Origin of the sequence: Micrococcus sp. R8502A1 (genome assembly GCF_006704135.1) — a bacterium.
GTDB lineage: Bacteria > Actinomycetota > Actinomycetes > Actinomycetales > Micrococcaceae > Micrococcus > Micrococcus luteus.
This window is the reverse complement of record NZ_VIGS01000045.1, coordinates 1-19,629: the sequence shown is the minus strand read 5'-3', so window position 1 is coordinate 19,629 and position 19,629 is coordinate 1. Positions and strand designations below refer to the sequence as shown.

The following is a 19,629-nucleotide window of genomic DNA, read 5'->3' as shown; positions in this document are numbered from 1 at the left end:
CGACTACCACCCTCATCCATATACCTTTCTTGTGCATAACTGTTCTCTGTTTTATTCTTTTTCTTGATCGTCACGCTGATTGCCATTACAAAAGCTCCGTCTCGTGGGCTCGGAGATGTTTAAGAGACAGGAAGCGTGGACACCGGGCGCAGACCCGGCAGGGGCTTCTAGGATGGGCGGCATGACTCTGCCCTTCGCCGACTCCGCGCAGTCCACTCTCGGAATCGAGTGGGAGCTCGCGCTCGTCGACGCGGCCACCGGCGACCTGCGCTCCGAGGCCCCGGACCTGCTGCGCGCCCTGCATGTGGCCGAGGGCCTGGCCGACGACGACGTGAACCCGCACATGACCAGCGAGCTCCTGCAGAACACGGTGGAGCTCGTCACGGGCGTGCACGAGCGCGTCGACGCCGCGACGGCGGACCTCGGCCGGATCGCCGCGCGTGTGGCCGACGCCGCGGCTGCGCGGGGCATCTCCCTGTTCTGCCAGGGCACGCACCCGTTCGCGGAAGCGATCGCGCAGCCCTCGACGCCCAGTGAGCGCTACGACCGCATGCTGGATCTCACCCAGTACTGGGGTCGGCAGCTGCTGATCTTCGGCGTGCACGTGCACGTGGGCCTGGACGACGTTTCCAAGGCCATGCCGGTGGTGAACGGCCTGGTCAACCGCGTGCCGCACCTGCTCGCCCTCTCGGCCTCCTCCCCCTTCTGGGCGGGCACGGACACCGGCTACCAGTCCCAGCGCACCCTCCTGTTCCAGCAGCTGCCCACGGCCGGCCTGCCGTTCCAGTTCCAGGAGTGGGAGGACTTCGAGCGCTGCGTGGCCCAGATGGAGCAGGTGGGCATGATCGCGGACGTCACCGAGTGCCGCTGGGACGTGCGGGCCGTGCCCCGCCTGGGCACGGTGGAGATGCGCGCGTGCGACGGCCTGGCCACGCTCGAGGAGATCGCCGCCGTGACCGCCTACACGCAGTGCCTCGTGGATGACCTGTCCGCGAGCCTGGAGCGCGGTGAGACGGTCGAGGTCCTGCCGCCGTGGCACGCGCAGGAGAACAAGTGGCGCGCCGCCCGGTACGGCATGGACGCCACCGTGATCGTGGACGCCCGGGGCACCCAGGTCCCGCTGGCGGAGCACCTGCCGGCGGAGATCGAGCGGCTGACCCCGGTCGCCGAGCGGCTGGGCTGCGCGGCGGAGCTCGCCGGCGTCCAGGCGATGATCGACGACGGCGGCGCCGCGCGTCAGCGTCGCGTGGAGGCACAGGCCCTGGCCGGCCCGCCGGCCGCGGGTGAGGACACGGATGACGCGGTGGCCCCGCTGCGCGCGGTCGTCCTCGACGCGGCAGCACGGACACGGGAGTCCCTGCGGCCGTTCGCCAGCTGACCTGGGGATTCGCCGACGCCGATCCCTTCTGCGGACGTCACCCGTGAGGTAAGCCGTTGCAGCATCGCCTGCGGCCACAGATCCCGGGCATCGGAGGGGGCGCTCACTTCCGCATTCCTTTGAGAGTGCGCCGGACAGTCGATGCGTTGCATGGTGAGGATGCTGACGAGCGTGTCGACCACGAACGTCCCCTCCGTTGCCCGGTGGACCTGACCGCCTGAATTCGCCCGCTCCTGCCCACCGCCAGGCGATCAGGCCGTTTCTTGGTAGACGCCCGGGGCCGAGACCACCGTTGACCTCTACCGGCGCCGGATTCCAAAGCAGGGCATGACCAGCCCGATAGGTTCCTGGCCGACCGCTTGGATGAGGCCTCGACAGGCAGCAAGGGCGGACGAACCCAGGTGCGGGCGTCGGGGCGCGCCCGCTGGATAGCGCCGCAAGCTTCTTGGGGGCTGACCTGACCCGAGTGGCGACTTTCACCGCGCCCTGGACGTCCTGCCTCCCGTCGGCGCCCGACGCGCGGGGCACAAGTCGGACATCTTCTTGTTATCCTCCAAATGTCCTGGGCCGGAGCCATGGTTGCGCTGGACGTGGAAGCGAACTCAACCCAGGCTCGAGATGCCTTGCCACAAGCTTCAGGAGCAACACATTCATGTATGTCATCCACGCGCCCGGCCGCGCACGGCTGTTGCTCTACGCCGCGAGCGATTCCCTCATCTGGGTTTCGGCCGTCCTGGCAGTCGGCCTTCTGCGCTCGGAAGGGCCCTTCCAAAACACCCTATTGGTCGGCCTCCTGGCAACAGGCGGAGGAGCGGCCCTCCTCCAGTGGCTGTTCGGGACACTGACGGGCGTCTACCGGGGCCGATATCCCGTCGGCACCTTCGCGGAGGCGAAAGCGCTGGCACTCACGATGCTCCTCGTGGGCGTCGTCCTCGCTCCTGCCGGCCTGTTCCTCGACGGCGCCGGAGGCGTGCCCCGCAGCGTGGGGTTCCTCGCACCTGCGGTCGCCTTCAGCCTGGCAGTCGGGCTTCGATTCATCCTCCGCACTGCTGCTGAGGAGGATGCCCGTAGTGGACAGGGCCATACCCCGGTGCTGATCTATGGCGCGGGAGTCCTGGGAGCGTCCATGGCGCATCGCATGTTCACGGACCCGACGTCCGCCTACCACCCGGTCGGCTTCATCGACGACGACGCACGGAAGCAGGGGCTGCGAGTCCACGACCTGAAGGTCCTCGGTGACTTCGGCGACCTTCCCCACGTGGCAAGGCAGACGGGGGCGACGGCCTTGCTCATCTGCATGAACGCGGCAGACTCGGCGCAGATCCGGACGATCACGGACACGGCAGAAAGCCTGGGTCTGGAGACGCTCTCCTTGCCGCCGCTCAATGACATGCTTCGAGGCACCGCCCAGGTCCGTGACATCAGGGCCGTGTCCATAGAAGACATCCTCGGGCGACACCCAGTTGAACTAGACACCGAGATCATCTCTGGGACGATCCATGGCAAGCGGGTGCTCGTCACCGGCGCGGGGGGTTCCATCGGATCGGAGCTGTGCCGCCAGCTTGCACGCTTCGGGCCCAGTGAGCTTCTGATGCTGGACCGAGATGAGACAGGCCTGCAGGAGACCCAGATCTCCCTCACTGGTCATGGGCTCCTGGACACGCCCAACCTCATCCTGGCGGACATACGCGATGCGGCAGGCATGCGCGAGCTCATGCTGGATCGTCGTCCGGACGTGGTGTTCCACGCCGCGGCCCTCAAGCACCTGCCCCTGCTCGAGCGCTACCCCCGGGAGGGGTGGAAGACGAATGTCCTCGGCACGCTCAATGTCCTGGAGGCCGCGATGGCTGCGGACGTCCCGACGTTCGTGAACATCTCCACAGACAAAGCCGCAGACCCCACGAGCTTCCTGGGGAAGTCCAAACGCGTGGCCGAGCAGCTGACTGCGTGGGCGGCGGGGACAGCCGGGGACCGCCGGTACATGTCGGTCCGCTTCGGCAACGTCATCGGCAGCCGAGGGTCGATGCTGCCGACGTTCCAGGCCATGATCGAACGGGGCGGGCCCGTGACGGTCACCGATCCCGAAGTGACACGCTTCTTCATGACCATCCCCGAGGCCTGCCAGCTCGTCCTCCAGGCAGGGGCCGTCGGCGGGCGCGGTGAGGTCATGATTCTGGACATGGGCGAGCCCGTGAAGATCCTCGACATCGCCCGACGCATGATCGCGATGTCCGGTCGCGAGATCGACATCGTGTTCACCGGTCTTCGCGAGGGCGAGAAACTGCACGAGGACCTGATCGGAATCGACGAAGCCGGCGGGACACCCATCCACCCCAAGATCTTCCACGCACCGGTCACGCCCGTCTCCCCCGACCGTCTCGACGTCGAGGCGTGGCTGCAAGGGATGCCGTCGGAGCACCGCGTCGAAAAGAAACAACATCCCCACACCCCATTCGGACTCGACACGGGCCGCCCGGCCCAGATCAAACTGGAGGAGCTATCGTGAGCCGTCCCGTTCCCTTCTCTCCTCCGGACATCAGCGATGCCGACATCGAAGCCGTGGTGGAGGTGCTCCGCTCCGGGTGGATCACCACGGGGCCCCAGTGTGCCGCGTTCGAGGAGGAGCTCTCCGCCTTCTGTGGCACGGCGCGCACGGTGGTGCTGAGTTCGGCAACCGCGGCACTGGAACTGACACTTCGTGCTCTGGGCGTGGGCCCGGGGGACGAGGTCATCACATCGGCCTACACCTATACGGCGTCCGCCTCCGTCATCGACCATGTCGGTGCTCGCATCGTGCTCGTGGACACCCTGGACGGGTCCTACACGATGGACGCGGAGGCGGTCGCCTCCGCGATGACCCCGCGCACCAAGGCGGTGATCGCCGTCGACCTCGCCGGCGTCATGTACGACCACGGCCTTCTCCGAGACATCGCCGGGCAGAAGGCCGGTGAGTTCCGGCCGTCGTCACCGTTGCAGGAGGAGCTCGGACGCGTCGCGGTCATCGCCGACGCCGCCCACTCGGTAGGTGCCACCTCCGCGGATGGTCGGTCGGGCACCGTCGCGGACTTCACGTGTTTCTCCTTCCATGCCGTCAAGAACCTCACCACAGCTGAAGGCGGCGCGGTGACCTGGCGCCCGGACCTGCCTGTGGAGCATGAGGCTCTCTACCGACGCATCCGTCGCAACGCTCTGCATGGTCAGACGAAGGACGCCCTGGCCAAGACGACGCCTGGTGCGTGGGAGTACGACATCGCAGAGACCGGCTACAAGGCCAACATGACCGACATTCAGGCCGCCCTCGGCCGGCGCCAGCTGGCTCGGTATCCGGAGATGATGGACCGGCGTCACGAAGTGGCACGGATCTACGGCGAGGTGCTCCAGGATGTGGCCCAGCCCCCGGTGCTGAGCGGGGAGGGGTGGCGCAGCTCGGCGCATCTCTACATGCTGCGGGTTCCGTCGGCTTCAGAGGAGCAGCGCAACAGGATGATCTCCGACCTGGCGTCCCAGGGCATCAGCACAAACGTGCACTACAAGCCGTTGCCTCTCTTCACCGCCTACCGGAACCTCGGCTTTCGCATCGAGGACTTCCCCCGCGCGCTCGACGCCTTCCAGAAGGAGATCACTCTCCCCCTCTACTCCACCCTCGCTGACGAGGACGCATCGCGGGTGGCTGAGAGCGCCTCCGCGTGGCTGCGCAAGGAGGGCTTGGCATGACGCAGATCGGCATCCTCGGCGCAGCGGCCGTCCAAGACGACGGGGTGCGCGCGGCCCAGGCACTCGGATGGACCGTCCATGTGCTCGCCGCCCGGCCCGACGGTCCCGCAGCCGAGAGCGCAGACGTCTTCGTTCCCATCGACTTCAGCGACCGGGACGCCGTCGTGCGATACGCGCAGGCTCATGCCCTCGACGCCGTGTACTCCATCGGCTCCGATTCCGCCATCCCTGTCTCCGCCTATGTGAGCGAGAGGCTTGGCCTTCCGCATTTCGTGTCCTCGGCTGTCGCGGAGGTCTGCAACCGAAAGCCGGAGATGCGCCGAGCCCTCGTCGGCATCCAGGGCAACGTCCCGGCACAGGAGGTGAGCACTGACGACGACGCCGTCTGGACGGGACGCTGGCCGGTCATCGTCAAGCCCGCTGATGCCCAGGGACAGCGCGGGGTGAGCCGCGTCGACGCCCAGGAGTCGGTCAGGGCCGCTGTCAGCGAGGCCCTCCTGCACTCCCGGAGCGGGTCGGCGATCATCGAAGAGTTCATCGAAGGCCCGGAGGTGTCCGTGAACGGGTACCTGGTCGACGGGCGGCTGGTGTTCCTGGCAGTGTCGGATCGGGAGACGTGGCCGGAGTTCGTGGGATTGATCGCCTCCCATGTGGCACCCGGCGACGCGGCTGACGACGACGTCCGGTCCGCCATTCACAAGGTCGTCGAGGCGGCCGCCCAGCGGCTGGGCATCACCGACGGCCCGCTCTACGCTCAGATGATGGTCCGCGACGGACAGCCCTACATCATCGAGATCACTCCACGACTCGACGGCTGCCACATGTGGAAGGTCCTACGGGAAGCCACGGGGGTGGATCTCATGGACTGGACGCTCCGACACCTCGTGGACGGCAGCGCGCCACATCGCACCGAGCGCCTCATCAATCCCTCGATGGCTCCGGTACGGCTCGAATTCCACTGTCAGCCACCTCAGACCGTCTACCGTTCGGCTGACCACGCCACTCCCGCGGACGCCACGGAGCGCTACGACTACTACCAGGATGGGGCCACGGTCCGGGCGGTGAACGGCCGATTCGAAAAGGTCGGATACGTCATCCGTCGCGATCAAGGTCGGACGGCATGAGAGTGGCAGTGACGGGAGCCACCGGCGTCCTCGGACGTCACTTCCTGGCCCAGGTGCGCCGCGCGGATGAGTGCCCGGAGGTCCAGGGCGTCGTCGCGCTCTCCCGCGCCGAGGCGCCGCACGACGCGGGGGTGGCGACCGTGCGGACTGACTACTCGGTTGAACATCTCAGCGAGGTGTTCGAGGGATGCGACGCCGTGGTCCATCTGGCCGCCTCCCGCTCCGCCTCAGCCGACCTCGAGGCACATCTGCCTTCGCTGCAGGTCGCCGACGCCGTCTTCACAGCAGCGGCCGGGCGCGTCGGGCAGGTTGTGTACGCCTCGTCGATCTCCGTGTACGGCACCGGTGAGCCGAGGCCGTGGACCGAGGACACCGTCCCAGCGGCCCAGTTGCCGTACGGCGTCCTCAAGTTCGCCGCCGAACGCCTCGGCGCCGGCCGCCTTCGAGCCTCCGGAACCGCCATGACCTCCCTGCGGCTCGGCCACCTCTATGGAGCGGGGGAAATCAATGCGTATCTGGTCAACCCCTTCATGCGGCAAGCCGCCGAGGGAGAAGACCTCCACCTGCATGCGCCCGCCCGCGCGCGCCGGGACTTCACCTACGCGGGGGACGCGGCTCACGGGATTCTGGATGCACTGCGGGCCGGCGTCACGGGGGTCTTCAACATCGGTTCCGGCGCCCCGGCCACGAACGCTGAGATCGCCCAGGCGGTCGTAGCTGGGTTCGACTCCCCTTCACGTATCGTCATCGACGATCCGTCGGCCTCCGAGGGCATCGCAGAGACCGGCATGGACCTCACGGCCAGTGCTCGAGTCCTGGGGTATCGACCTCGACACACCCATGTCGAGGCCTTCCAGGAGATTGCAGCGATGCTCAACCACACCCGAACCCGACACGCTTGAGGATTCGCCATGTCCTTCTATCTTCACCGCGGCAAACGACTCGCCGACGTCGTCGGCGCGCTAGCCCTCGCCCCCGCCGCAGCCGCCGTCTGTGCCGTGGCCGCCGTCGCCATCAAATTGGACGACGGGGGGCCGGTCCTGTACTCCAGCCAACGCCTGGGCAAGGACATGAAGCCGTTCACCCTCCACAAGCTGCGGTCCATGGCTGTGGACGCCCCTGACCTCCGCAATGCGGACGGCAGCACGTACAGCTCTTCGGACGACCCGCGGGTGACGCGGGTCGGGCGAATCCTTCGGCGGACGAGCATCGACGAGCTGCCGCAGTTGATCAACGTGCTCAAGGGCGAGATGAGCATCATCGGCCCGCGGCCCAGCCCGCTGGGTCACGAACACACGTACACGGAGTCCTTCAAGCGCAAGTTCGAGGTCCTGCCCGGGATCACGGGGTACTCCCAAGCGCTGAATCGCAACAGCGACACCTTGCCCGAGCGCGAGCGGACGGACACGTACTACGTCGACAATGTCAGCCTACGGCTCGACCTCGAGGTGTTGTTGCGAACACTGGTGACGGTGTCCACGTCTCGGAACCTCAATCGGGCCTAAAGAAGGGAGTCGTCCGGATGAGCCATCTCGTGGTGTTCACCAATCGTTACCCCTTCCGTCCAGGCGAGGAGTATCTGCATACGGAGATCCCGTATCTGGCACAGGAGTTCGACGACGTCACTCTTGTTCCGCTCATGCCCGGATCTTCGGCCGAGCACGGTCGGACTCTGCCTCGCAACACCAAGGTCGTACAAGCGGATCCTCGCCAAGGCCACATCGAAAGACTCCGGCACACCCTCCGTGGGCCGCAGACCCGTGGCTACGCTGCAGGAGCGAGTCGCGGGCTCATCTCGCGGCTGTACGAGCGATACTTCTGGGCACGGTCCGAGTCGCTTGCGGAATTGGTCGGCCCCCCGCTCGCCCGGCGATTGGAAGAAGTCGGCCCGCCGGACGTGATTTACGCCTACTGGTTCTACGTCACAACCTCAGTTCCTGCACTGTTGCGCAGGTCGATGCCGGAGATGGCGGGGCGCCCCCTGGTGGCCCGTGGGCACGGATATGACGTGAACGAAGCAGCCTCGCCGGTGAAATATCTGCCGGGACGAGCCCGTTTGCTCGAAGAGGTCGATCGCCTGCATCCCACTGCGGAGACGATAACCCGGCGCCTACGCGGACAGTGGCCGGATCAGGCTCACAAGATCACCACGCGCAGACTAGGGGTGAGGCTGGCAGGCCCGGTTGCACGGCCTCGGGCCGAGACCCTCAGAATCCTCTCCTGCTCGTCTTTGAGCCCCATCAAACGCGTTCCGCTGATGGCAGATGCCGTCGCGGCCCTGGTTGATCAAGGCCACGACGTCCGCTGGACCCACCTCGGCACAGGATCGCCCCAACAGGTGGGCGAACTCAACAGGCGGATTTCAAAGCTGGGAATTCAGAATGTCGTGAAGCTTCCCGGACACGTGTCCAATGATGAGGTGTACCGAATATTGACGTCCGGTCGGCATCATGTGTCCCTGAATACCTCTTCCTCTAAAAGCGTCTCATTCTCCATGTCCGAGGCGCTCGGGGCAGGGTTGCCCGTCGTCGGGGCGGACGTGGTGGGCACCCACGAGGTGCTTCATGACGGTCGAAACGGGGTACTTCTCCCGCCTAACCCCTCTGCATCTCAGGTGGCGGCCGCACTGCTGGCGGTGTGGCGCCAGCCCGAGGACACATACCGGGCGTGGCAGCGCCACGCAGTCCAGGTCTGCGCTGAGCTGTTCGATCCGGATCGTCTCTACCGGGCCTTCGCCGCGGACCTTGCGCACATCGGACGGGTGTCATGACCAGAGTTGCGCCGAAAGTGGATCACCCCGGGGTCGGTGCGGCAGTGCGTACCCAGCCGTCACCTCGGGTCCCCCCGCACCTACTGGACAACACGGCCGTGGCCTTTTGCCTCGTGGCCAGTGCCGGTCTCACCGCATATGCGCTCGCCGTCTCGAGCCCCACGGCAGCCCTCTGGTCTACCCTGATCGTCTTCGGGGCTTTGCTGTTTTGGTCCGTTCGCCACCCTGGGCGGGGCACTCCACTCCTGTTCTACCTACTCGCGGCTTTCACTTTTCTGGTCGGCAGGATCGCCGTTACCGGCATCCTAGGCTTTCAGGCCACGAGCCAGCAGCCATGGGGCTTGCACGTCTCAGATCCTGACGCCGTGACCGAGGTGCTCGTCATGGTGCAGGTGTTTCTGGTGTGCGTCTTCGTTCCGGTCGCCTACCACAGTGGCCGTTCCGCACGTCGGATGCACGCCGCCGGCACCCCCGCGATCCGGGCCGACAAGATCGGGGCCGTGGTCGGTCTTGGCGCCATGGCTGTGGGAAGTCCGCTCTTCCTGGAGAACCGGCTGAGCGTGGTCGGGGCGGTCTCCTCCTCGAGCTACTCGGATTTCTACCTGAGCCAGAGCGAGCTGGTATCACCGACGGGGCGTCTCGGCGACGCCCTTCTTCTCGTGGGCTTCGCGTTTCTGCTGGCGTCATGGCCGACGTGGCGCATGTTTCTGGTCGGCAGCCTCATCATCGTGACCTGCCATGGGGTGGACCTGGTCATGGGGCGTCGCGCCGACTTCGTACTGACGGCGCTGCTCGTCGCCTTCTACGCGGTGTTCCGCGCCGGCCAGCGGGTGGTCCACCGCGGTGTCCGCGTAGGCTGGCCCAGCCGCCGCACCCTGGCTCTGCTGAGCCTGCTGGCGATCCCGTTCATCACGCTCCTCGACGCCGTGGGAAACAGCCGTAACCAGGTGGGCGCCGCGAGTGCTCAAGAGCACACCAATCCGCTCCTGCAGTTCTTCTTCGACCAGGGGGTGACCGCCAATATCCTCGGGTTCGTCCAAGCAGACATGCTGGACATACCGGAGGACCGGATCTATTCAGTCGGGCCCTTGGTTGAGTTCGTGCAGACCCGCCTGGTTCCCGGCTTCGACGACTCCCTCTACGCCTCCCAGACAGCTGCTCGTGCGCTGGAGGGGCACCAGTTCGCCGACCTGGTCTCCTACCAGTTCATGCCCACCGCGTATCTCCAAGGCAGCGGTTACGGTTCCTCCGCTGTCGCCGAGCTCTTCGTGGACTTCGGCTGGCCGGGGATCATCATCGGCGGGGCCATCATCGGGCTGCTGCTCGTTTGCAGCGCTCGCGTGCTCGACTTCAGCGTTCCGGTGTCTGCCTTCTTCCTGCTGGTGTTCCGTGATCTGCTCTACACCCCACGGGCGCCATTCCTGCACTGGCTCGTGGGATCGCTCAACGTGTTCAACATCGCGGCGCTCGTCCTCGTGTTCTGCACGTGGCGAGTGGCGAGTGGCCTTGCGCGTGGACGCCGCCTCACCGTGGGCTCCGCGGCGTGAACGCGTCCGCGACCTCTGCCCCGACCCGGTCTCGATCAAGCCTGTTCTCCGGCGTCCCCTGGGTCCTCCTGGGGACTGCGGTCTACATGCTCTCGATGGCCGGGCTCACGTTCTTCCTGCCGCGGTTCGTTTCACCCGAGGAGTTCGGCTTGTGGCAGGTCTACCAGTTCTACGCGCTGTACCTGGGCTACCTCACCTTCGGCTATTCCGACGGCGTGCTCCTGCGGCTTGCTGGTCTTCCACGCGCTGACTTTCCCTCCCGTGAGCTCAGCGTCGGACTCGCGTCCCTGGTCGTGACTGAGCTCCTGTTCTTCGGTTCAGTGGTGCTTGTCCTCGGCCTGGGCACATCATTCTTGGACGACGGCATCCTCCTCCTGGCCATCGTGGGTGTCCTGTTCTATATCCCCCGAGTGCTCATCACCTTCCTGCATCAAGCCGCCGGCGATGCCCGGATGGTCGCCTGCACCACGCTCATCGAACGTCTCGTGCTCCTTATCGGGTTCGTTGTGTTCGTCATGGCGCCAGACCTGGGCCTGCCGTTCCTGCTGGCGGCAGACGTGGCGGGCAAGGTGGCAGGCTTCGGGTTCGCGCTGTGGTCCATGCGGGATGTCCTGCTGGGCCGCCCCCTGCTAACGACCGCAGCATTACGGCAGTTCGTGCAGGACTGCCGGGACGGTGCATTCGTAGTCCTCAGCAACGCGAGCACCATCGCCTTGAACGGCGCGACCCGCGCCGTCATCGGTGGACTGTTCGGAACCGTCGTGTTCGGGCAGCTGTCGCTCGCCCTGCAGGTCTCGACAGTGCTGCTCGTCATCATCAATGCGGTGGCGGTGGCCGTGTTCCCCAACGTCAAACGGTTGGGCGCCGAGGAGCTCGCCAACGCCTATCGGACGCTGCGCGTCACCCTCGTGGGACCAGCCGCTTTGTCGCTGGTCGCCTGCTGGCCGCTCGCGTGGATTCTCGGGCAGTGGATTCCGGACTACGCGTTGGCGATCGACTTGATGGTGTTCCTCTTCCCGGTCGGCTACTTCGAGATCAAGTCCCGTGGCGTCCTCGCGGTTCTCCTGAAGTCCCTCCGGCGGGAGCGCACGATGTTCTGGATCAACCTTGTCGCCGCTCTTTTGGGTGCCGGATCCGTGTACGCCATGTCCGTGCTCACCGGTGATGTCGCCGCGGCCCTCGCCCCGTTCGTGCTGATCATCGCCTTGCGCACCCTCGTCCTGGAGCACGTGGTCTCGTCCTCACTGAGCACGTCCACGGTACTGCGGTCGGGTCTGGACCTGGGACTCATGCTGCTCCACTACACTCTCTACACGTTCCAAGAGTCGCCGGCAGGGGCCGTGCTCGCAGCGCTCACTGCCCTGAGCAACGTGGGCTACGCCTGGCTGCTGATCCATGAACTGCGCGGGCTGCGGCAGCCCGGCCCCGCGGCTCCAACAGCCACCGGGAGGACGGCATCGTGAAAACTCGGCCACGCCGAACCCCACCCCGACCACCCGTTGCGGCCAACGAGCAAGGAGAATTGCTGTGCATCAGCGACTGATCCTCCTGACCAATTACTTTCCCTTCGCCAAGGGCGAGGAGTACCTCGAATCCGAGATCCCACACCTTGCGTCTCGCTTCGCTGACATCGTGGTCGTCCCCCTGATGACGATGCCCGGGATGCACCAGACCCGTTCGGTACCCCCGGGGGTTCGGGTCGTGGATCCGCAGGCGGGTCTGGGGCTTCCGGGACGACTCACCTCGCTCGCCCGGCAGAGCGTGCGCCGGAACCGGGGATGGGATGCCCTGCCCCGCGGTCGAGCTGGAGTCCTCCGACACCCTGTCCATACCGCGTTCGACGTCTACTTCGAGTCCCGGGCAGCCGCCGTGCTCGAGCGCGTCCTCGCCATCGAGAACCGAATCCGACCGACGTACGGGCAGGACGTCACGATCTACAGCTACTGGTTCTACCTGACTGCGCGGGTCGGGGCCGCTCTGAAGCAGCGGTGGGCTCCTGAACACGCTGTCACCCTGGTGTCACGGGGGCACGGGTACGACGTCAACCTCGCCGCCTCAGCGGTCCACTACCTCCCCGTGCGTGAGTTCCTCCTTGACCAGGTAGATCGTCTCCACCCCGTCTCCGACGCCATAACGAACTATCTCCAGCGAACCTACCCGAGGTACGCGCACAAGGTGTCCACCCGCAGGCTTGGCAGCCTCGCGCACGAGACGCCTCTCATGGCTTCACGTGGTGCGTTGCGCCTGGTGTCCGTCTCCACCATCCGTCCACTCAAACGCATCGAACTGATCGCCGATGCCGTGGAGCAAATCCGAGTGAAATATCCCACACTCTCGTGGACTCACATCGGCACCGGGGAGAGTCGCTATGCGGATGAGGTTCGCGCGTCGATCAAGCAGCGCTTCCCCGAGGGCGTCGTCGAACTCCCCGGCCACCTGGACAACAGCGCGGTGCACGAGTGGTACCAGAGGAACCCTGCCACCGTCTTCCTCAACGTATCGACCAGTGAAGGCGTACCCGTCTCCATCATGGAGGCGATGTCCTACGGACTGCCTGTCATCGCAACCGATGTCGGTGGAACCTCTGAGCTGTTCTCGCGCGACATGTTCCCTGGCCTCCTGAAGGCCGATGCAGACGGCCAGGACGTGGCAGAACGCGTCGACGCTCTGCTCACCCAGCCCGAGAGCACGTACACAGTCCAGGCCCTCGCAGCGCGAGAAGCCTGGCGTTCCATGTGGAATTCTCAGAGGAATTTCCAGGACTTCGCCCGGGAACTCGTCGCCATCTGATCGTCCTGCCAGGAAATCGCCCCGACCCGCGGGCCGAGATTGACGTGCGAACTTACGCAAATGCGCGCCTCCGCCGGGGATTTCATGACACCATGCTCAAAACGCCCAGACGCTTACGCCACCGCTGGGAGAAAGACCGCACACCATGACACAGCACAGCCCAACAGCGCCGAGCGCAGACGACTCCCACATCGCTGAGAGCGGGATCTCACTACGGGATGTCCTCGATATTCTTCTCCGCCGTTGGCTGCCGATTGTTCTGTTGGCTGTGGCAGGGGTCGCTGTCGCCGCCCTGGCGACCAGCCTCCAACCCCGCCTCTACACGGCGACAGCCACCGCCGTGGTGAACCCTGCGGTCACGGACAACCCGGCGGCCGCCCTGAGTCAGGACACCCTCGCGAAGTCGCGCGCCGTGCAGTTCAACGAGCTGGCCCAGTCATCGATCGTGGCCGACCGTGCGACCACCATGGTGGGGTTTCCGCTGTCTTCGTCTGACGCCCTGCGCGCAGTCACCACGAAGGTGCCCACTCAGACGTCCATGATCGAGGTCCACGCCACACTCGATGATCCCGACCGGGCAGCCACCCTGGCCACCAGCTGGGTCGACGCCCTGATCCAGGAGTCTGAGGAGCTGCCCCAGGGCGGCGGCGGCCGGCCACAGGTCCAGATCGACAGCATGCTCCCGGCGACAAGGCCCACCGACCCGTCCTCCCCCGACTTGCTGTTCAATGTGGCGGTCGGCGGCGTGCTGGGACTCGGGCTTGGCCTCGCCATCGCAGCGCTGATGGAGCTGCTGGACCGCCGCATCCGCAGCACGGAGGATCTTCAGCGCGCCGGGGTGACGCCCATCGGTGCCATCCCCAAGGCCTCCGGCCTCGCGAACGGACAGCGCGTCCTGGCCAAGGCCGGCAGGCAGGACGCCGACCACTTCCGGGCCCGGGAGGCGTTCAACGAGCTGCGGATCAACCTGCAATACATGAACCCGGACGACCCGCCCCGCATCATCACCGTCACCTCCACCAGCCCTGCTGACGGCAAGAGCACGGTGGCCGCGAACCTCGCCATCGCCCTGGTCCGCGCAGGCGTACCGGCCGTCTTGGTGGACGCCGACCTGCGCCGGCCCACGGTGGCTACGACTTTCGGCCTGCCCGCGGGCGCCGGCCTGAGCGATGTGGTGGTGGGGCGGGCCAGCTTCGTGGACGTGCTCCATGAGTCCGCGGACCCGCAGGGCCTCGTGATCCTGCCTGCCGGTCAGCTCCCCCCGAACCCCACCGAGCTGCTCACCTCGGCCCGGTTCAAGGAGGCCATCGAGGCGCTCGCCGAGACGCACATGGTGATCGTGGACGCTCCCCCGCTGCTCGCCGTCCCGGACGCGTCCGTGGTGGCCACCCGGTTGGACGGGGCACTACTCGTCCTGGACGCCGAGTCCACCACGCGTGATGAGCTGCGCCACGCCGTGCAGGCGCTCCAACGTGTCCACGCCCCGATCCTGGGCGCCGTGCTCAACCGCGTGGACTCCAAGGACCGATCTGGCCGGTACGCCTACTACCGCTCGGACTACACCTCCCCCGCATCCACCCCCTGACCTGGGCCGAGGCGCGCGACCTGCGCGGGCGAGGGGTACTCGCCCGGGTGGCGGGCCCGTAGTGTCTCCATCATGCGAGCACTCACATGGCAGGGAAAGCGCAACGTCGCCGTCGAGGACGTCCCGGATCCGCGGATCCAGGAGCCGGCGGACGCGATCATCGAGGTCACCTCGACCGGCATCTGCGGGTCGGACCTGCATCTGTACGAGGTCCTGGGGCCGTTCATGGACGCGGGGGACGTGATCGGCCACGAGCCGATGGGCATCGTCCGCGAGGTCGGGTCCGAGGTCACCCACATCCGGCCCGGTGACCGGGTGGTCGTGCCCTTCACCATCTCCTGCGGGCGGTGCTGGATGTGTCAGCGCGGGCTGCAGTCCCAGTGCGAGACCACCCAGGTGCGGGAGCAGGGCTCCGGCGCCGCACTCTTCGGCTACTCCCGGCTCTACGGCTCCGTCCCCGGCGGGCAGGCCGAGCTGCTGCGCGTGCCCCACGCGGACTACGGCCCCGTGAAGGTGCCGCACACCGGCCCGGATGAGCAGTGGCTGTTCCTCTCGGACGTCGTCCCCACCGCCTGGCAGGGGGTCCAGTACGCGAACGTCCCCGACGGCGGCACGCTCGCGGTGCTCGGCCTCGGCCCCATCGGCCAGCTGGCGGCGCGCATCGGCGTGCACCTGGGGTACCGGGTGATCGGCGTCGACCCGGTCCCCGAGCGCCGCGCGATGGCGGCCCGGCACGGCATCGAGGTCCTGGACGCCGACGGCGGCGAGGCCGAGGTGCTCCGCGAGCGCACCGGCGGCCGCGGCCCCGACGCGGTCCTGGACGCGGTCGGCATGGAGGCGCACGCCTCCCCGGCGGGGCATGCGGCCCACACCGCCGTGGGCCTGCTGCCCGACGCGCTCGGCCGGGCGGCCATGAAGACCGCAGGCGTCGACCGCCTGAGCGCCCTCCACACCGCGATCGACGCCGTCCGGCGCGGCGGCACGGTGTCGCTCTCCGGGGTCTACGGCGGCATGAAGGACCCGATGCCGATGCTCACCCTGTTCGACAAGCAGGTCACCCTGACGATGGGCCAGTGCAACGTCCGTCGCTGGGTGGACGACCTGCTGCCCCTGCTCGACGACCCGTCCGACCCCCTCGGCGTGCTCGACCTGACCACGCACACCGCCCCGCTCGAGGACGCGCCCGCCCTCTATGAGACGTTCCAGAAGAAGGAGGACGGCTGCGTCAAGGTGGTACTGAAGCCGTGAGGATCGTCGTCCTGGGCGCGACGGGCAACGTCGGCACCGCTGTCCTGCACCGCCTCCAGGCCGCGGACGAGGTGAGCTCGATCGTGGGCGTGAGCCGGCGCGGCCCGGACCGGGCCGGAGCGCCCTACGACGGCGTCGAGTGGCACCGCCTGGACGTCGCGGAGCCCACGGCGGCGGGGCGGCTGCGCGAGATCGTGGCCGGCGCCGACGCCGTCGTCGACCTGGTGTGGGTGATCCGCCCCAACCGCGACCGCGACCACCTGCGGGCCGTCAACGTGGCCGGTAACGAGCGGGTGTTCCGGGCCGTGGCCGAGGCGGGCGTTCCCCACCTGGTCTACGCATCCTCGGTGGGCGCGTACGGGCCCGGGCCGAAGGGCCGCGCCGTGGCCGAGTCCCACCCCACCACCGGGGTCCCGACCTCGCACTACGCCGCACAGAAGGCCGAGGTCGAGTCGATCCTCGACCGTGTGCAGGCCGAGCACCCCGAGCTGCTGGTGACCCGGCTGCGCCCCGGGCTGATCTTCCAGTCCGCCGCCGGGCCCGAGATCAAGGACTACTTCCTGGGCGACCTCGTCCCCGCCCGGCTGGTCGCCCGCCTGCGCACTCCGGTGCTTCCGTTCCCGCGGGGCCTGCGATTCCAGGCGCTCACGGCCCAGGACGTGGCGGACGCGTACTGGCGCGTGATCGTCCACCGGGCAGGCGGCGCCTTCAATGTGGCCGCCGACCCCGTGCTGGACGGGCACACCCTGGGCACCGTCCTCGGGGCGCGCCGCATCCTGGAGCTGCCCGTGGGCCTGTTCCGAGCGGCCGCGGCGCTGACCTACCGGGCACGGCTGCAGCCCACCGACCCGGGGTGGGTGGACATGGCGGCGGCGGTGCCCATCATGGACACCACGGCCCTGCGCGCCGCGACCGGCTGGTCCGAGACCACCGACGCCCGGGAGGCGGTCCGCCTCGTGCTCGACCATCTCGACGGCGCCGAAGGCCTCGGCAACGCCGGGCACCGCTCGCACTCGCCCACGGAATGAGGACGAGGACCCTCACCCGCCGGGCCGCCCTGACGGGCCTGCTCGGGAGCGCCGCCCTCGGGTTCACCGCCTGCACCTCCTCCGGCTATCCCGCCGACCCGGACGGCACCCTGGACCGCGTCACGGGCGGGGTGCTGCGCGTCGGCGTCGTGCACCACCCGCCTCACGTGGACGTCTCGGGCGCCGAGCCCGTCGGCCCCGAGCCCGACCTGATCCGCGGCTTCGCGGCGGCGCACGACGCACGCGTCGAGTGGACCGTGGCCGGGGAGGAGGCGCTCATGACCGCACTGGAGAAGGGCGACGTGGACCTGGTGGCCGGCGGCCTGACCTCGGCGTCCCCGTGGACGTCGCACGCGAGCATCACCCGCGACTACGCCGAGGCGCAGGGTCCGGACGGCGAGCCGGTGAAGCTCGTGATGGCCGTGCCCCTGGGTGAGAATCAGATGCTCACGGCCCTCGAGGCGTACTTCGACCAGCGCGCAGCGGAGGCTGCCCGATGACGCGGCAGGACACCCGCGAGAGGGGGCCGAGCGGGCGCCGGTTCGGCGCCACGGAGCTGCCCCCGGAGATCGAGCGCGTGGTCCAGCAGGCCAAGCGGCTCGAATGGGCGACGCTGGGGGTGATCGTGGTCACGATCGTCCTCGTGGCGGTCGTGATGGGCTCCTCGCAGGCCATGCGGGCCGCGTGGATCGAGGACCTGCTCTCCCTGATCCCGCCGATCGCGTTCCTCGTCGCCCTGCGCGTGGCCCGCATGGCCCCGACGCGGGCCCGGCCCTACGGCTCTCACCGGTCCGTCGGGGTGGGGCACCTCGTGGCCGCCGTCGCCCTGTCCGTGATGGGCGTGGTCCTCGTCGGCGACTCCCTCCTGGGCCTGGTGACGGCGGAGCACCCGCCCATCGGCACGTTCCACCTGTTCGGGCACACCGTGTGGCAGGGCTGGTTCATGATGGCCGTGATGGCCCTGTCCGTGCCGGGGCCCATGATCCTCGGCCACAAGAAGCTCAGGCTGGCCGAGCAGCTCCACGACCGCGTGCTGTACGCGGACGCGGACATGAACAAGGCGGACTGGCAGACGGGCGTGGCGACCATCGTCGGCGTGGCCGGCATCGGCCTGGGCTGGTGGTGGGCGGACTCCGCTGCGGCGATCTTCGTGGGCGTGAGCATCGTGCTGGACGGCTGGAAGAACCTGAAGGAGGCCGTCACGAACCTGGCGGACCGTCGCGCCGCCACGATCGAAGGCGCCCGGCCGCACCCGCTCATCGACCGTGCCGAGCGGGTCGCCTGGGCGGAGCCGTGGGTGCGCCACGCGGGCGCCCGCGTCCGGGACGAGGGCCACGTGTTCCACGTCGAGATGTTCGTGGTGCCGCACGAGGGGGCGGATGTGACGGTGGGCCGCTGCTGCGCGCTGCGGGACGCGATCGCCGACCTGGACTGGAAGCTGCAGGACGTCGTCGTCGCCCCGGTGGCCGAGCTGCCCGCCGAGGTGCACGGCGGTCGGTCCGGGGAGCATCAGACGGGCGAGGAGTAGCCCGGGCCTCAGCCGGCCAGGAACCGTCCCTCGAGAGTGGCGGAGGTGATGCGCTGGACCTCGCGCTGCTGGTCGGCGGCCCTCTGACGCAGAGCGTGCATCTCGGCGGCGTCGACCGCCGGCAGGTGCGACGCGAGCTGTTCGAGGACGTGCCACATCGCGGACTTGGCCTGGAGCATGCCCTGCAGCAGGTCCAGTTCGATCTGCGTCCAGCCGGAGCCGCGCGTGCGCAGCGCGTTCACGGGGTTGAGGCGTCCACCGACCTCGGCCGCCGCGCCGGCGGCCCGGTCCACCAGGGGGGTGCGGAGGCCCAGTTCGCCGATGAGCGCCTCGAGGCGGTCCTGGTCGTCCTGGACGGCGTCGCCGAGGCGGCGCAGCGCGGCCTCCTGCGGGGTGCCGGCCCAGGTCTGCTCGGCGGCGCGGAACGCCTTCACGCCCGAGCGGGAGCCGAGCAGGTGCTGGTTGAGGAAGTCCTCGAGCATCTGCTCGTCCACGGCGTCGGAGGTGGACTCGGGGCGGGGGTGCTCATGACCGGTCATGGGCCCTGTCTACGGAGCCTCTGGTCCGACGGCAAGGGCTGACCTGCCGGACGGCGCCTGCGTGCCCGCCGCGGGCGAGGTCCTGGATGATCCGGTGCATCCGAGGGGTGCCGCAGTCCAGGTTCGGCCGGACCTCCCAACAGTGACGCGGAGTTCGCAGCTTCGGGGCGGCCTGGTCAAGGGAGGGATGGTGTGCCCGGTCCGCGATTGCCGGGAGACCGACCCCGGTTGCTGTACTCAAGCCACTGCTCGGGCGTGTCAGATGGTCTGTGTAAGCCGTACCGAGAGGAACGGTAAGAATCATGACCATGACCGACGAGAAGAACCCAGGCGAGCCCTCGGGCCAGGACCTGGTCGAGCAGCTGAAAGCCTCAGGGC

The 19,629-nt window shown here is 68.0% G+C and carries 16 protein-coding genes; 15 read left to right on the top strand and 1 reads right to left on the bottom strand.

Annotated features, from left to right (window positions below):
* The first annotated feature begins 181 nt into the window (after window positions 1-181).
* The 15 genes from FLM69_RS08775 (at window position 182) to FLM69_RS08705 (ending at window position 18,712) form a co-directional block, all read left to right on the top strand.
* Entirely contained in the window at window positions 182-1,378 is a 1,197-nt protein-coding gene (locus tag FLM69_RS08775; protein WP_141843922.1) for a glutamate--cysteine ligase, read from the top strand.
* A 652-nt stretch (window positions 1,379-2,030) separates the two neighbouring features.
* Entirely contained in the window at window positions 2,031-3,884 is a 1,854-nt protein-coding gene (locus tag FLM69_RS08770) for a nucleoside-diphosphate sugar epimerase/dehydratase (protein ID WP_141843920.1), read from the top strand.
* Window positions 3,881-5,092, top strand: coding sequence for a DegT/DnrJ/EryC1/StrS aminotransferase family protein (locus FLM69_RS08765; protein WP_220125178.1), 1,212 nt, complete (start codon window positions 3,881-3,883; stop codon window positions 5,090-5,092). Before FLM69_RS08770 ends, FLM69_RS08765 begins: the two co-directional genes overlap by 4 nt.
* On the top strand, window positions 5,089-6,216 hold the full coding sequence (locus FLM69_RS08760; RefSeq protein ID WP_141843919.1) for an ATP-grasp domain-containing protein: 1,128 nt from the start codon (window positions 5,089-5,091) through the stop codon (window positions 6,214-6,216). Before FLM69_RS08765 ends, FLM69_RS08760 begins: the two co-directional genes overlap by 4 nt.
* Window positions 6,217-6,224: 8 nt before the next feature.
* Complete coding sequence (locus tag FLM69_RS08755; protein WP_181743506.1) at window positions 6,225-7,118, top strand: NAD(P)-dependent oxidoreductase; 894 nt, start codon at window positions 6,225-6,227, stop codon at window positions 7,116-7,118.
* A 9-nt stretch (window positions 7,119-7,127) separates the two neighbouring features.
* The gene (locus tag FLM69_RS08750; protein ID WP_141843916.1) at window positions 7,128-7,721 is read left to right on the top strand and encodes a sugar transferase; all 594 of its coding nucleotides are present in this window, start codon (window positions 7,128-7,130) and stop codon (window positions 7,719-7,721) included.
* A 17-nt stretch (window positions 7,722-7,738) separates the two neighbouring features.
* Window positions 7,739-8,986 carry a glycosyltransferase gene (locus FLM69_RS08745; protein WP_141843914.1) on the top strand — a complete coding sequence of 416 codons (1,248 nt, stop codon included), beginning with the start codon at window positions 7,739-7,741 and terminating at the stop codon, window positions 8,984-8,986.
* On the top strand, window positions 8,983-10,533 hold the full coding sequence (gene wzy, locus FLM69_RS08740; protein WP_141843912.1) for an O-antigen polysaccharide polymerase Wzy: 1,551 nt from the start codon (window positions 8,983-8,985) through the stop codon (window positions 10,531-10,533). The genes FLM69_RS08745 and wzy overlap by 4 nt, the downstream gene beginning before the upstream one ends.
* A 95-nt stretch (window positions 10,534-10,628) precedes the next feature.
* The gene (locus FLM69_RS08735; protein WP_141843910.1) at window positions 10,629-11,996 is read left to right on the top strand and encodes a lipopolysaccharide biosynthesis protein; all 1,368 of its coding nucleotides are present in this window, start codon (window positions 10,629-10,631) and stop codon (window positions 11,994-11,996) included.
* Window positions 11,997-12,060: 64 nt separating this feature from the next.
* Complete coding sequence (locus FLM69_RS08730; RefSeq protein WP_141843908.1) at window positions 12,061-13,323, top strand: glycosyltransferase; 1,263 nt, start codon at window positions 12,061-12,063, stop codon at window positions 13,321-13,323.
* Window positions 13,324-13,468: 145 nt separating this feature from the next.
* The gene (locus tag FLM69_RS08725; protein ID WP_141843907.1) at window positions 13,469-14,908 is read left to right on the top strand and encodes a polysaccharide biosynthesis tyrosine autokinase; all 1,440 of its coding nucleotides are present in this window, start codon (window positions 13,469-13,471) and stop codon (window positions 14,906-14,908) included.
* Between the two features lie 72 nt (window positions 14,909-14,980).
* On the top strand, window positions 14,981-16,156 hold the full coding sequence (locus tag FLM69_RS08720; RefSeq protein WP_141843905.1) for an alcohol dehydrogenase catalytic domain-containing protein: 1,176 nt from the start codon (window positions 14,981-14,983) through the stop codon (window positions 16,154-16,156).
* Entirely contained in the window at window positions 16,153-17,184 is a 1,032-nt protein-coding gene (locus FLM69_RS08715) for an NAD-dependent epimerase/dehydratase family protein (protein WP_141843903.1), read from the top strand. Before FLM69_RS08720 ends, FLM69_RS08715 begins: the two co-directional genes overlap by 4 nt.
* A complete protein-coding gene (locus FLM69_RS08710; protein ID WP_036338026.1) occupies window positions 17,181-17,684 on the top strand; it encodes an ABC transporter substrate-binding protein in 504 nt (167 codons plus the stop codon). The genes FLM69_RS08715 and FLM69_RS08710 overlap by 4 nt, the downstream gene beginning before the upstream one ends.
* Window positions 17,681-18,712 carry a cation diffusion facilitator family transporter gene (locus FLM69_RS08705; RefSeq protein ID WP_036338023.1) on the top strand — a complete coding sequence of 344 codons (1,032 nt, stop codon included), beginning with the start codon at window positions 17,681-17,683 and terminating at the stop codon, window positions 18,710-18,712. Before FLM69_RS08710 ends, FLM69_RS08705 begins: the two co-directional genes overlap by 4 nt.
* Window positions 18,713-18,720: 8 nt before the next feature.
* Here FLM69_RS08705 and FLM69_RS08700 read toward each other — a convergent pair whose 3' ends face one another.
* Window positions 18,721-19,251, bottom strand: coding sequence for a hypothetical protein (locus tag FLM69_RS08700; RefSeq protein WP_141843901.1), 531 nt, complete (start codon window positions 19,249-19,251; stop codon window positions 18,721-18,723).
* Between the last annotated feature and the right edge of the window lie 378 nt (window positions 19,252-19,629).

Bases quoted from the DNA above. Each gene is read 5' to 3' on its own strand.
- FLM69_RS08760 (WP_141843919.1), top strand. From the start codon at position 5,089: ATGACGCAGATCGGCATCCTCGGCGCAGCGGCCGTCCAAGACGACGGG.
- wzy (WP_141843912.1), top strand. From the start codon at position 8,983: ATGACCAGAGTTGCGCCGAAAGTGGATCACCCCGGGGTCGGTGCGGCA.
- FLM69_RS08770 (WP_141843920.1), top strand. From the start codon at position 2,031: ATGTATGTCATCCACGCGCCCGGCCGCGCACGGCTGTTGCTCTACGCC.
- FLM69_RS08725 (WP_141843907.1), top strand. From the start codon at position 13,469: ATGACACAGCACAGCCCAACAGCGCCGAGCGCAGACGACTCCCACATC.
- FLM69_RS08750 (WP_141843916.1), top strand. From the start codon at position 7,128: ATGTCCTTCTATCTTCACCGCGGCAAACGACTCGCCGACGTCGTCGGC.
- FLM69_RS08705 (WP_036338023.1), top strand. From the start codon at position 17,681: ATGACGCGGCAGGACACCCGCGAGAGGGGGCCGAGCGGGCGCCGGTTC.
- FLM69_RS08775 (WP_141843922.1), top strand. From the start codon at position 182: ATGACTCTGCCCTTCGCCGACTCCGCGCAGTCCACTCTCGGAATCGAG.
- FLM69_RS08745 (WP_141843914.1), top strand. From the start codon at position 7,739: ATGAGCCATCTCGTGGTGTTCACCAATCGTTACCCCTTCCGTCCAGGC.
- FLM69_RS08720 (WP_141843905.1), top strand. From the start codon at position 14,981: ATGCGAGCACTCACATGGCAGGGAAAGCGCAACGTCGCCGTCGAGGAC.
- FLM69_RS08700 (WP_141843901.1), bottom strand. From the start codon at position 19,251: ATGACCGGTCATGAGCACCCCCGCCCCGAGTCCACCTCCGACGCCGTG.
- FLM69_RS08735 (WP_141843910.1), top strand. From the start codon at position 10,629: ATGGCCGGGCTCACGTTCTTCCTGCCGCGGTTCGTTTCACCCGAGGAG.
- FLM69_RS08710 (WP_036338026.1), top strand. From the start codon at position 17,181: ATGAGGACGAGGACCCTCACCCGCCGGGCCGCCCTGACGGGCCTGCTC.